14 protein-coding genes are annotated in these 12,801 nt (G+C 45.4%); 13 read left to right on the top strand and 1 reads right to left on the bottom strand.

The genetic code is table 11. From position 1 onward, the window contains the following. Nucleotides 1–6: 6 nt before the first annotated feature. From gspD to MZ182_RS02035, 11 genes are all read left to right on the top strand, one after another. Nucleotides 7–2,118: a type II secretion system secretin GspD gene (gene gspD / locus MZ182_RS01985; protein ID WP_011920111.1), complete on the top strand. Its 2,112-nt coding sequence runs from the start codon at nucleotides 7–9 to the stop codon at nucleotides 2,116–2,118. Next, complete coding sequence (gene gspE, locus MZ182_RS01990; protein ID WP_011790943.1) at nucleotides 2,111–3,676, top strand: type II secretion system ATPase GspE; 1,566 nt, start codon at nucleotides 2,111–2,113, stop codon at nucleotides 3,674–3,676. The genes gspD and gspE overlap by 8 nt, the downstream gene beginning before the upstream one ends. A gap of 3 nt (nucleotides 3,677–3,679) precedes the next feature. Further along, the gene (gene gspF, locus MZ182_RS01995; RefSeq protein ID WP_011790942.1) at nucleotides 3,680–4,903 is read left to right on the top strand and encodes a type II secretion system inner membrane protein GspF; all 1,224 of its coding nucleotides are present in this window, start codon (nucleotides 3,680–3,682) and stop codon (nucleotides 4,901–4,903) included. 63 nt (nucleotides 4,904–4,966) lie between these two features. Next, a complete protein-coding gene (gspG, locus tag MZ182_RS02000; protein ID WP_011790941.1) occupies nucleotides 4,967–5,401 on the top strand; it encodes a type II secretion system major pseudopilin GspG in 435 nt (144 codons plus the stop codon). A 1-nt stretch (nucleotide 5,402) separates the two neighbouring features. Continuing rightward, the gene (gene gspH / locus MZ182_RS02005; protein WP_011920109.1) at nucleotides 5,403–5,975 is read left to right on the top strand and encodes a type II secretion system minor pseudopilin GspH; all 573 of its coding nucleotides are present in this window, start codon (nucleotides 5,403–5,405) and stop codon (nucleotides 5,973–5,975) included. Further along, nucleotides 5,962–6,330: a type II secretion system minor pseudopilin GspI gene (gene gspI, locus MZ182_RS02010; protein WP_011790939.1), complete on the top strand. Its 369-nt coding sequence runs from the start codon at nucleotides 5,962–5,964 to the stop codon at nucleotides 6,328–6,330. The genes gspH and gspI overlap by 14 nt, the downstream gene beginning before the upstream one ends. Further along, entirely contained in the window at nucleotides 6,311–7,069 is a 759-nt protein-coding gene (gspJ, locus tag MZ182_RS02015; protein WP_011790938.1) for a type II secretion system minor pseudopilin GspJ, read from the top strand. Before gspI ends, gspJ begins: the two co-directional genes overlap by 20 nt. Beyond that, entirely contained in the window at nucleotides 7,066–8,070 is a 1,005-nt protein-coding gene (gene gspK / locus MZ182_RS02020; RefSeq protein WP_011790937.1) for a type II secretion system minor pseudopilin GspK, read from the top strand. Before gspJ ends, gspK begins: the two co-directional genes overlap by 4 nt. 50 nt (nucleotides 8,071–8,120) lie before the next feature. Beyond that, on the top strand, nucleotides 8,121–9,308 hold the full coding sequence (gene gspL, locus MZ182_RS02025; protein ID WP_248068941.1) for a type II secretion system protein GspL: 1,188 nt from the start codon (nucleotides 8,121–8,123) through the stop codon (nucleotides 9,306–9,308). Between the two features lies 1 nt (nucleotide 9,309). Continuing rightward, entirely contained in the window at nucleotides 9,310–9,786 is a 477-nt protein-coding gene (locus MZ182_RS02030) for a type II secretion system protein M (protein ID WP_011920106.1), read from the top strand. A 10-nt stretch (nucleotides 9,787–9,796) separates the two neighbouring features. After that, the gene (locus MZ182_RS02035; RefSeq protein ID WP_011790934.1) at nucleotides 9,797–10,558 is read left to right on the top strand and encodes a type II secretion system protein N; all 762 of its coding nucleotides are present in this window, start codon (nucleotides 9,797–9,799) and stop codon (nucleotides 10,556–10,558) included. A gap of 33 nt (nucleotides 10,559–10,591) precedes the next feature. Here MZ182_RS02035 and yrfG read toward each other — a convergent pair whose 3' ends face one another. Then, nucleotides 10,592–11,281, bottom strand: a complete 690-nt coding sequence (gene yrfG / locus MZ182_RS02040) for a GMP/IMP nucleotidase (RefSeq protein WP_014609711.1) — start codon at nucleotides 11,279–11,281, stop codon at nucleotides 10,592–10,594. Nucleotides 11,282–11,387: 106 nt separating this feature from the next. Between yrfG and MZ182_RS02045 the strand changes: the two genes are divergently transcribed. Beyond that, the gene (locus MZ182_RS02045; protein WP_248068939.1) at nucleotides 11,388–11,975 is read left to right on the top strand and encodes an aspartyl/asparaginyl beta-hydroxylase domain-containing protein; all 588 of its coding nucleotides are present in this window, start codon (nucleotides 11,388–11,390) and stop codon (nucleotides 11,973–11,975) included. Further along, on the top strand, nucleotides 11,953–12,708 hold the full coding sequence (locus MZ182_RS02050) for a hypothetical protein (protein ID WP_317246818.1): 756 nt from the start codon (nucleotides 11,953–11,955) through the stop codon (nucleotides 12,706–12,708). The genes MZ182_RS02045 and MZ182_RS02050 overlap by 23 nt, the downstream gene beginning before the upstream one ends. The last annotated feature ends 93 nt before the right edge of the window (nucleotides 12,709–12,801 follow it).

Genomic DNA, 12,801 nt, shown 5'->3' on the forward strand with positions numbered 1-12,801 from the left:
AAAATAATGAATAATAAAAGGATTCGACGCAAACTGATTGCTGGAGTTGTGGCGGGCGCTGCCATGTTTACCTCCCAATTTGTTTGGTCAGAACAGTATGCGGCCAACTTCAAGGGCACTGATATTCAAGAGTTTATCAACATTGTTGGTAAAAATTTGAATAAGACCATCATTGTTGACCCAACGATCCGTGGCAAAATTAACGTACGCAGTTATGACCTGCTGAATGACGAACAGTATTACCAGTTCTTCCTTAACGTGTTGCAAGTTTATGGTTATGCCATTGTCGAGATGGAAAATGGCGTGATTAAGGTTGTTAAAGACAAAAGCGCCCAGACGGGGGCAATCCGTGTCGCGAACGATAATGATCCCGGCATTGGCGATGAAATGGTTACCCGTATTGTGGCCTTGTATAACACTGAGGCTAAGCAACTCGCTCCCCTGTTACGCCAACTAAATGATAACGCCGGTGGTGGCAACGTCGTCAACTACGATCCTTCCAACGTACTTATGCTGACGGGCCGAGCCTCTGTGGTTAACAAGCTGGTGGAAATTATCCGCCGTGTTGATAAACAAGGGGATACATCGGTACAAGTGGTGCCGCTAGAGTACGCATCAGCGGGTGAAATGGTGCGAATTATCGATACCCTTTACCGTGCAAGCGCAAACCAAGCGCAGTTACCCGGTCAAGCACCCAAAGTGGTGGCCGATGAGCGTATTAACGCTGTCATCGTTAGTGGTGATGAAAAGAGCCGTCAGCGGGTGGTTGAGCTCATTCATCGTCTCGATGCGGAACAAGCCAGCACAGGAAACACTAAGGTACGTTATTTACGCTACGCCAAAGCGGAAGATTTGGTTGAAGTGTTAACGGGTTTTGCCCAAAAACTGGAAGGTGAAAAAGATCCAAGTGCGCAGGCGGGTGCGAAACGTCGTAATGAAATCAACATTATGGCTCACACAGATACAAACGCTTTAGTGATCAGCGCTGAGCCGGATCAAATGCGTACTATTGAGAGCGTGATTAACCAGCTCGATATTCGCCGTGCTCAAGTATTGGTCGAAGCCATTATCGTCGAAGTTGCTGAGGGCGATAATGTCGGTTTTGGCGTGCAATGGGCTGCTAAAGCAGGTGGTGGTACTCAGTTTAATAACTTAGGCCCAACCATAGGTGAGATTGGCGCAGGGATTTGGCAAGCACAGGATAAAGAAGGTACTTATATTACGAACCCCAGCACGGGTGAGGTTATAGGTAAAAACCCTGACACTCAAGGTGATGTCACCTTACTGGCCCAAGCTTTAGGTAAGGTCAATGGTATGGCTTGGGGTGTGGCCATGGGGGACTTTGGTGCCTTAATTCAAGCCGTGTCGAGTGATACTAATTCTAACGTATTGGCAACACCTTCGATTACCACCTTAGATAACCAAGAAGCCTCATTCATCGTGGGTGATGAAGTGCCTATTTTGACAGGATCTACCGCCAGTTCAAATAACAGCAACCCATTCCAAACCGTTGAACGTAAAGAGGTTGGGGTTAAGTTGAAAGTGGTGCCACAAATCAACGAGGGCAATGCGGTTAAGCTGGCGATTGAACAAGAAGTGTCAGGCGTTAACGGTAACACGGGGGTGGATATTTCCTTTGCGACTCGCCGTCTAACCACCACTGTTATGGCTGACTCTGGGCAAATTGTGGTACTCGGGGGGTTGATTAACGAAGAAGTGCAGGAAAGTGTGCAAAAAGTACCTTTCCTTGGTGATATACCCGTGCTTGGGCATTTATTCAAATCTTCCTCCAGTAAAAAGACGAAGAAAAACCTGATGATCTTTATCAAGCCAACCATTATTCGTGATGGTATGACAATGGAAGGGATTGCTGGGCGTAAATACAACTATTTCAGAGCTTTACAACTTGAGCAGCAAAAGCGTGGCGTTAACTTAATGCCGGATACTCAAGTCCCTGTATTGGATGAATGGAATCAATCTGAGTATCTACCGCCGGAAGTGAACGATATTTTAGAGCGTTACAAAGATGGCAGAGGCCTAGACACCCAGATGCGTAAAACGGATTCAACGCTCAAAACGCTGGATGAAAACAAAAATAAAGATAAAACCAATGAGTGAAATTCAATTATCCCAAGTCGATGACTTAAGCCTAGCGTCTAATGAACTAGGCTTAGATACCGAAGGTGATGAGGTCTTTCGCTCCAATAGCAAAGAGCGCTTACCCTTTGCCTTTGCCCACCGTCACGAGGTGATTTTGGCCTATGGTGATACAGACGAATTAAGTCTGTTCCATACCGCTAAAACGCCACTTGCCGCCATGCTTGAAGCACGGCGTTATTCGGGAGTTGATTTGCCCTTAGTGCAACTTGAGGCGGGTAGATTTGAGGCCAAATTGACTCAGGTCTATCAGGCTAATTCCTCCGAGGCACAGCAACTGATGGAAGATATTGGCAACGAGATGGATTTATTCACTCTTGCTGAAGAGTTACCTCAGACCGAAGATTTGCTTGAAGGTGATGATGACGCGCCTATCATCAAACTAATTAATGCTTTGTTATCCGAAGCGATTAAAGAAGAAGCCTCAGATATTCATATCGAAACCTATGAGAAGCAGTTAATCGTACGTTTTCGTGTTGATGGTGTGCTTAAAGAAGTGCTTAAACCCAACCGTAAACTGTCGTCACTGTTAGTGTCGCGGATTAAGGTGATGGCGCGCCTCGATATTGCTGAAAAGCGTGTACCACAAGATGGTCGTATCTCATTGCGTATTGCGGGACGTGCCGTTGATGTACGGGTGTCGACCATGCCATCGAGCCATGGTGAGCGTGTCGTGCTGCGTTTACTTGATAAAAATGCGGGTAATCTTGATTTAAAACAACTGGGGATGACAGACGGTATTCGCGTTAAATTTGAAGAGCTTATCCGTCGTCCACACGGTATTATCTTAGTGACGGGTCCTACTGGTTCAGGTAAAAGTACCACGCTGTACGCAGGTTTAACTGAGATTAACTCCAAAGACACCAACATTCTCACTGTTGAAGATCCTATCGAATATGAGTTAGAAGGCATAGGCCAGACCCAAGTTAACACTAAGGCAGATATGACTTTTGCCCGTGGTCTAAGGGCGATTTTACGTCAAGATCCAGACGTGGTGATGATTGGTGAGATCCGCGATCTCGAAACCGCCCAAATTGCGGTACAGGCGTCACTCACGGGTCATATGGTGATTTCAACCCTGCATACTAACACCGCCTCTGGCGCTATTACCCGTTTGCAAGATATGGGTGTCGAGCCTTTCCTCGTCTCATCGAGTTTACTTGGTGTGTTAGCTCAGCGTTTGATCCGAACTCTGTGCCCTAAATGTAAGATTGAGCATGTTCCCGATGAACGTGAACGTGAATTACTGGGCATTGCCGCAGATGATAACCGACACATCTTCCGTGCCAATGGCTGTAAGGCTTGTGGCGAAAGCGGTTATCGCGGTCGTACGGGGATCCACGAACTACTGCTGGTGGATGATAATGTGCGCGAGCTTATCCATGGTGGTCGAGGTGAGTTGGCGATTGAAAAATACATTCGCCAGTTCGTACCCAGTATTCGCCATGATGGCATGAGTAAGGTGCTCATGGGCATCACTACACTTGAAGAAGTGCTAAGGGTGACCCGCGAGGAGTAAGCAATGCCAGCATTTGAATATAAAGCACTGGATGCCAAGGGTAAGCAGCTTAAAGGCGTGATAGAGGCCGATACCGCCAGACATGCCCGTAGCCAACTGCGGGAACAGCGTATGATGCCGCTGGAAATTCTTCCCGTTACCGAAAAAGAAGCCAAAGCCAAAAGCAGTGGGTTTTCTGTTTTCAAACGTGGGATTTCAGTCGCTGAACTTGCCCTTATTACTCGCCAAATCGCGACGTTAGTGGCGGCGGGGTTACCTATTGAAGAATCCCTTAAAGCCGTCGGTCAACAATGCGAGAAGGATCGTCTCGCGAGTATGATTATGGCGGTGCGTTCACGGGTCGTCGAAGGTTATAGCTTTGCCGACTCCCTTGCTGAGTTTCCGCATATTTTCGATGACTTATACCGCGCTATGGTGGCCTCGGGGGAAAAGTCAGGGCACCTAGAAGTGGTCTTAAATCGTCTTGCCGATTACACCGAGCGCCGCCAACAGCTTAAGTCAAAACTGCAACAGGCAATGATTTATCCGATAGTGCTGACTGTGGTCGCGATTGGTGTGATTTCAGTATTGCTCGCGGCTGTGGTACCTAAGGTTGTTGGTCAATTTGAACATATGGGCGCAGAGTTACCCGCTACCACTCGTTTTTTGATCTCAGCGTCTGATTTTGTCCAAAACTACGGCCTCTTTGTGGTGTTGGCGATAGTATTGTTGGCAGTCGTGTTTCAACGGATGCTTAAGTCGCCAGCATTTAGAATGAAGTACGATAGTTTTTTACTGAAAATGCCCGTGATTGGTCGTGTCAGTAAAGGCCTTAATACGGCGCGTTTTGCGCGTACCTTAAGTATTCTTTCTGCCAGTTCTGTCCCCTTGCTTGATGGTATGCGTATTGCGAGCGAAGTACTGCAAAATATGCGAGTACGTGCCGCCGTTGATGATGCAACAGCACGTGTGCGAGAGGGAACCAGCCTTGGTGCTGCGTTGACTAACACTAAGCTGTTTCCGGCAATGATGTTATATATGATTGCCTCGGGCGAGAAAAGTGGTCAGCTCGAACAGATGCTAGAACGGGCTGCGGATAACCAAGATAGGGAGTTTGAAGGTAACGTCAATATTGCCCTTGGCGTATTTGAACCTATGTTGGTGGTGAGTATGGCGGGTATTGTGCTCTTTATCGTTATGGCGATTTTGCAGCCGATATTAGCATTGAACAACTTGATTAGTAGCTGATTGTTGAATTTATGGATTTATAGCCAAGCCAATTGGCGTAGGTTTTTTTAGGAGAAGTAGTTGATGCAAATAAACAACAGACAAAAAGGTTTTACCTTACTCGAAGTGATGGTAGTGATTGTTATTCTTGGTATTCTGGCCTCTATGGTCGTGCCTAATTTAATGGGTAACAAAGATAAAGCCGACCAACAAAAAGCCGTATCAGACATAGTGGCGCTCGAGAATGCGCTAGACATGTATAAGCTAGATAATGGCGTTTATCCAACGACTGAACAGGGTTTAGAAGCCTTAGTGCAAAAGCCAACCATTTCACCAGAGCCGCGCAATTATCGTGAAGAAGGCTATGTCAAACGCTTACCACAGGATCCATGGCGTAATAATTACTTACTGTTAAGCCCAGGCGAAAACAGCAAGCTCGATATTTTCAGCGCAGGCCCAGATGGTCAACCAGGTACCGAAGATGATATCGGTAACTGGAATTTACAGAATTTCCAATAAAATGCTAAAGCTGCGCCAAACTGGTTTCACCTTAATGGAGGTGATGCTGGTGATTTTGCTGATGGGACTCACCGCTGCTGCAGTGACTATGTCTATTGGTAACTCGGGGCCACAGCAGGCCCTTGAAAGAACGGCGCAGCAGTTTATGGCCGCGACAGAATTAGTGCTCGATGAAACGGTTTTAAGCGGTCAATTTATTGGTATTGTGATTGAAAAAACCAGTTATCAGTTTGTTTTTTATAAAGATGGTAAATGGAATCCTCTAGAAAAAGACAGAATGCTGTCTGAAAAACAGATGGAGACTGGGGTGTCGTTAAACTTGGTGCTCGATGGTTTACCTTTAGTGCAAGAAGATGAAGAGGAAAAATCTTGGTTTGATGAGCCATTTATTGAAGCTAAAACCGAGGATAAAAAGAAACATCCAGAGCCTCAGATTATGCTATTCCCCAGTGGTGAAATGAGTGCTTTTGAACTGAGTTTTATCGCAAAAACCGATAAGGGACAGATTGATGTACTGGTGGTGGGTGATGCGCTTGGGCGTTTAACTCTAGGACGGCCAGATGAAATACGTTAAGGGCATGACCTTGCTTGAAGTGATTGTTGCGCTGGCGGTATTTTCTGTTGCCGCGGTTTCAATCACCAAGAGTTTGGGTGAACAAATGGCAAATATGCCCATTCTGGAGTCGCGCACTCTGGCGCAATGGGTTGCTGACAATCAGATGGTCGATGTCAGGCTTGAACCTCAGTTTCCTGAATTAGGTAAAAAAGAAGGCCGAGTTGAACTGGCAGGAAAGGACTGGTATTGGCGCCGAGAAGTCGTAAAAACGACGGATGATAATTTTAGAATGATCCGCATCAGCGTCAGTGAAGATGAGCGTTATCAGCGTATTGCAGCACAAGTGAGCAGTTATGTCCTTAAAACTAACTAAAGCTCACACAGGCTTTACGCTGCTTGAAATGTTAATCGCTATTGCGATTTTTGCCATGATAGGTGTAGCGGCCAATGCAGTGTTAAGTACGGTATTGACCAACGATGAAGTGACTAAAAACTTTTCGACTCGGCTAAAGGCATTGCAGCAAGGCTTTGGTGCGATTGAGCGTGATTTAAACCAAATGGTCGCGAGAACACCAAGGTTACTCGAGGGTGGACGTGGTACTACGGTATTCCAAACGGGTAATGAGCTTTTAGACTCAGAATCTGAGGCACTCGTCTTTTACCGTTTAGGTTGGTTAAATCCCGATGGCTTATTGCCAAGAGGCAGTTTGCAGTCCGTCGCTTATGTGGTGCAAGAAGGGCGATTGGAACGCTGGTATTTTCCCTACCCAGAGCCTGAGTTTGGTGCTGAGCCGATTAAGACTGTGATCATCGATAACGTGTTGTCGGTAGAATATTCCTTTTTTATGGAAGATAAATGGGAGCGAAAAGTCGAAGCGACTAAGCTGCCTAAAGCCATCGCGATGGAAGTGGATATTGAAGGTTTAGGTAAAATTCAGCGTAAGTTCTTGTTGCCATTAGGGGCCTTAGCACCTGAAAAATCTAAGGACGATGACAACAAAGATAAGGATGATCCAAAAGACGACAATAAAGAGAATGAAGATACTGGTAGCGGTGATGGCTCTGGCGAAGTGGATCCTAATGACGATCCCGAAGACGAGGGTCGAGAATGAAAAACCGTATTCAGCTTCACTCTAAACAGCGTGGTGTCGCACTGATTGTTGTGCTTTTGATTGTGGCGCTGGTGGTGATTATTGCCACGAATATTACCAGTCGTAATCAGTTATCAATGCGCCGAACATTGAACTTAGCCCAGTACGACCAAGCCTATTGGTATACGATTTCGGCAGAAGAGTTGGCGAAAAAAATTCTAAAACAAGATTTAGAGGATTCCGAAGGAAAGGTGCATCGGCAGCAGTATTGGGCCATGAGTGATGTCGTATTCCCGGCGGAATATGGTGAAATTGCTGGCAAGATCACCGATATGCGTTCCTGCTTTAATTTAAATGCTTTGTCTGCCACAACGAAAGAAGTCGAAAATGGGCAACCTAAGTTACCCTTGGCGGCAAGACAATATAAAGCGTTGTTAGTGAGTTTGGGGATGGATGATTTTTCGGCGGATCGTCTGACACAAACCCTAAAAGATTATATCGATGAAGATACAACAACCAGCCCCTTTGGCGCCGAAGATGCAGAGTATGAAGCGCGAAATGTGCCGTATCGTGCCGCAAATACCCTGATGAATCACCGTAGTGAATTGCGGGCAGTAATGGGATATACCCAAGATATTTATTTGAAATTATTACCCTATATTTGTGTTATTCCGGGAAATGATAGGCAATTGCTCAATGTAAACACCTTAGAGGTGGAGCAAGCTGCATTGCTTGCGGCCATGGTTGAGGGGCAAATTTCAGTTGGTGAGGCAGAGAGTGTCATTAATCAACGCCCTAGCGATGGTTTTGCCAAAATAGATGATTTTTATGAAACCTCTTCCATGCGGTCGATCAAATGGGAGGATGCAATGAAGTCGAGTTTTGTTATCGACAGTCAGTATTTCCTTCTCGCCTCTGGCGCTAAGGTCGACAATGCCATCTTTAGGATGGAGAGTGTGCTCAGAAAAGGCAGCGGTAACAAAATGGAAGTGCTCACCCGTCAGTTTGGTGGACAAAAATAATAGCAATCAAGCTCAATTCTTTTTTAGGTTGAAGCTGGTGGAGAAAAACTGTGAGTGAACGGCTATTTATTCGCTTAGGCAGAAACACGGAGCAGGCTTGCTCTTGGTTGGTATGGTCTGAGCAAGAACAAGAAATTATCGCCTCTGGCGAACTTGCAAATGCTCAAGGTTTAGCGACCCTAACTGAACGTGCGGGTAATCGTCCTATTGATGTGCTTGTGCCCGCATCAGCAATGACCCTAACCAGTGTTAATTTGCCTGAAAAAGGCCAACGTCAAGCCTTGAAAGCACTGCCTTTTATGTTAGAGGAAATGCTAGCCGATGATGTTGACGCTATACATTTTACCGTTGGACCACGTAATGGTGATGCCTTAAGTGTGGTCGCCGTTGCCCATGAACAAATGCAAACTTGGCTGAATTGTTTAACAGAGGCAGGGTTAAAAGTTAAACGTATCGTTCCCGACTGTTTGGCTTTGCCATTGCAGGAATGCCAATGGGCAGCGATGCGTTTTGGCAACGAATTACTGCTAAGAACAGGCTCTGGTACAGGCCAAAGTTTGCCACTTTCTTGGCTGCCACTTGCGATGAAACAACTGGTCACTAAGGATGAAGATATTTCAGTAGCCAGTTATACCGATTTCGAGCTTGAAGGTGTTGAGCTTAAACAGCAACCTTTAGATTTACCAATGTTGGTGCTTGCCCGTGGTATTTTAAATGCGCCTATTAACTTACTCAGTGGTGTTTATACGCCTAAGCGCGAATACAGTAAGTACTTAATTTTATGGAAAAATTCCCTCATTATACTCGGGGTCGCCTGTGTGCTTGCCCTTGTGAATAAAGGGCTGACGATCCATCAAGTCAATAGTCAGATTGCCGATCTGAAAGCGCAGAGCGAGTCGATTTACCAACAGGTTGTGCCGGGTAATACTCGGATTGTGAATCTACGTTCGCAAATGGAAAGTCAGTTACGAGCCTTGCAGGGGCAGGGGAGTGGCGCCGAGTTTTTTGCAATGTTGGCTGGTTTACAGGATGCCTTTAAGCAAGTCCCTGAGCTTAAACCCAATACGTTAAGATTTGAAAGTGCTCGTAACGAGATCCGTATGCAGGTTACCGCTAAAAATTACGCACAGATTGAGAAATTTAAAGAAATTGTTGGACGTCGTTTCCAACTCGATGGTGGCACGATGAATAGCGCTGAAGATCAAGTGACTAGCACCTTAACCTTGAGGAGCAAATAAGATGAATAATTTGCGAACTTGGTGGCAGGGGCTGGCGTTACGCGAGCAACAGTTAGTGGGTTTTTGTGCCGTATTCTTGGTGATAGGAGTGTTCTATTGGGGTATTTGGACACCGATTGCGAATGCTGAAGCCGATGCATTACGTAACCTCACTGCCCAGCAACAAACTTTGAACTATGTAAAGCAAACGGCAAATAAAATTGCTGGACTGAAGCAAAGCGGTGCTAAACCTGCAATGTCTGACAGTTTAAGCTCAGTGGTTAACCAAACAGCGGGTAGCTATGGCTTAGTGATCACGCGCATGCAACCCCAAGGTGATAAGATCCAAGTGTGGATGGACGATGTGCCTTTTGATGCCTTATTAGGTTATTTGAGTGAGTTGGTTCAGAAAAAAGGTTTATCCCTCGAAAGTGTTGATTTGGCTGAGGCTGGTACGCCAGGCTATGTCAAAGTAAGACGTATCCAATTAGCGCAATAGAGGTGTCGTTGTGAGCTTGATAAAAAAAGTCATCATAGGTGTACTGATTTATTTAGTATTTTTAGTCGTTCTATTTCCCGCTAAGATTGCGATAGCATTAGCGCCATTACCTGCGAACATCAGTATTTCGGGGGTGAATGGCAGTATTTGGTCTGGCAGTATTGAAACCTTAAGTGTGCCGCAACGCCAACTTGAGCAAATACGCTGGGAGCTGAGTCCTTGGGCGTTATTTTTAGGAAAAGTTAAGGTTGATTTTCAGATAGGTAGTCGCGCGACGCCAGTCAGTTCTAAAGGGCTGGTCACTTGGTCTTTAGGTGGCTTAAGTGCCAAAGGATTACGTTTTGAGGCGCCAGACAGTTTTCTTATTGGTAATGCTAAGTTGCCGTTTAGAACTGAAATAACGGGTGAAGTCAGCCTATTAGTCGAAACGCTTGAGCAGGGTAAGCCTTGGTGTGAGCAGTTATCAGGTAAACTGTTTCTAAATCAAACCCATGTGAAAAACCAGTTTGGTGAATATCCATTAGGCAATATTGAGCTAGGGTTAAGCTGCGTTGAAGGTAAAGCTCAGTTAATGACCGATGAAACTAAAAATCAGTTGGGCATTGTGGGCACTTTGCAATTAGTGGAGGACAACATGGTGAGTGTTACCGCTAAAATTAAAGAAACCGCTGAGCAGCCTAAGGATATGCGTGAATCATTGGGAATACTGGGCAAACGTGGTACTGACGGTTATTTCCCTGTGGTGTATCAGGGGCGTATTCCGGGGCTGTAGTTACAGTATTCGGCTTAAAGAGGATAAAGGCACTCAGGTGCCTTTGTTTTTATTATCTTTTTGTTGTTTTAAATCATCAAGTAATAAGTGATAGTCAGTAATAGCTGGGAAGTCGTGAAAGATTTTTAGCGGTTTTTGGCTATCGGGGTTGGCTATCCCCAGTTGATGACCCACGCCTGCTAACCTTGCTGCATTGAGTATCGGCTCACTGTCATCGATAAAGAGGCAACGGCTAGGATCGAGGACAAATTTTTCAAACAAGGTTTGCCAAAATTGTGGATGTTCCTTGGGATAACCTGTTTCGTGGCTTGAAATCATCCCATCTAGCCCTGAGCCAAGTTCTGTATGCTCAAGCTTTAAAGCAAGACTTTTGGGGTGCGCATTGGTAACAAGAATACGTTTTTTACCCGCAGAGGCTAAGGCATCTAAAAAGGGCATACTATCTTGGCGTAGTTGAATGCGATCCACCAAAGTACGATGCAAGCCCATAATGTCGAGCTGAAGTGTTGCTTGCCAATAATCGAGGCAATACCAATCGAGTGTTCCTGCCACTTTTCCATAGGCACTCACGACTAATTGTTGCGCGTCATCCGTGCTAATACCTCGCTGCTGACTCAATTCCTGTGGTACTAAACTCAGCCAGAAATGATTATCAAAGTGTAAATCTAATAATGTGCCATCCATGTCGAGTAGCACTGTGTCTATAGTGTTCCAGTTAAGCATGGGATATTCCATTTGTTTTAAATCATGGGTTAAAGTGTTGCTAACTTGTATGATTATGCCGTTGTGCTAGGCTTGGTTGATTGACCTAAAAACACAGCCGTTAGATATGGATATCGACTCTTTTGCTTTGCTTGCTCATATTTCAAATACCCACCAGATACTAGTAGAACTTAATGCATTGTTGCAACAAGACTGGTTGCCCCATGTTAATCAACGTGATTATCAGGGCGGTTGGGATGTTCTTGTCCTGCGCTGTGCCGCTGAGTATCAAGGGACCCATCCTATCTTGCAAGCCTTCTCTATATCATCGGCCGAAGATTGGCGTAATTTGCCTTGTCTTGAGTCTAGTCCTGCGCTCTTAAGCTTTATTCAGTCCTTAGGTTGTCCTGTTAAATCGGTACGTTTAATGCGTTTGCATGCTGGGGCTGAAATTAAACCCCATAGCGATAAAGGGCTTTCTCTTGAGTATGGCGAGGCGAGATTGCACTTGCCGCTGCAAACGAATGCACAGTTAAATTTTTATGTGGATGATAAGCGCGTTCCAATGCAGGCGGGAGAGCTTTGGTATATCAATGCCGATCAAGTTCATTGGGTTGAAAATAAAGGGCAGGAAGCACGCATCAATTTAGTGATTGATTGCGAAGTGAATACTTGGCTAAAGGATTTAGTGAATGCAGCAGAAATTAGAGTGTGAAGCAGGATCATCTTTAAGTGTGGAAGCGTTAGCCACATTTGCTAACACCCTGTTGCAGAAATCCGTTTTAGTCTCGAGTGAGGATTTAGGGGGCGGTGGTATTTATCATTTACTGCGCCTATGGCAAAAAGTGCAGTTACAGAAAGGCGGCGAGTCTCTCCCTCAACTTGCCCATGAATGGCTTTTGGATAAAGCCTTACTGGATCTCTGTGGTATTGGTCTAGAGCCGGGGCTAAAGGCCCTATACCAAAATGACGATCTACAGACATTTATCAAGCTGATACTGCAGGCCACTAAGCTCACGGCGGAAGATATTGGCGTTATAAATCAACGCCTAGGAGATCTATCTTTAGGTATTGCGCGAACGGTTACGCCTGGGGTCTTACCCCCTAATATAGTGTTAAGCGATGCCCAACTCGACTTTTGGCACCGCGAAGGTTACTTAGTGATCCCGCAAGTGTTATCGGTAGAGCAATGCGCTGCGACTCGCGCCTTAATTTGGCAGCAGTTAGGGGCAAATGAAAAAGAACCCCAAACTTGGTATCAATCCCATGCATTGATGCAAAAAATTATGCTGCAACTGTTTCGCCATCCGCAACTGGACGCGAATCGACAAGTACCCAAAATCCGTCAAGTGTTTGAACAGCTTTGGAAAACTGGCTCCTTGAGCAGAACAAAACGGATATTGAGCTTCAGCAGCAGGATTGGCATGAATGGCCAGTTAAATCGTTAAGTTATTTTGTGTCATTTTTTTGTTTATTTGGCAATTGTAGGTTGGTGTGTGGATGGTTGTGTCAGTTTTTTGAATTAATTTTTATTTGGTTTT

It is taken from the genome of Shewanella sp. JNE2 (assembly GCF_023159115.1).
Lineage (GTDB): Bacteria > Pseudomonadota > Gammaproteobacteria > Enterobacterales > Shewanellaceae > Shewanella > Shewanella putrefaciens.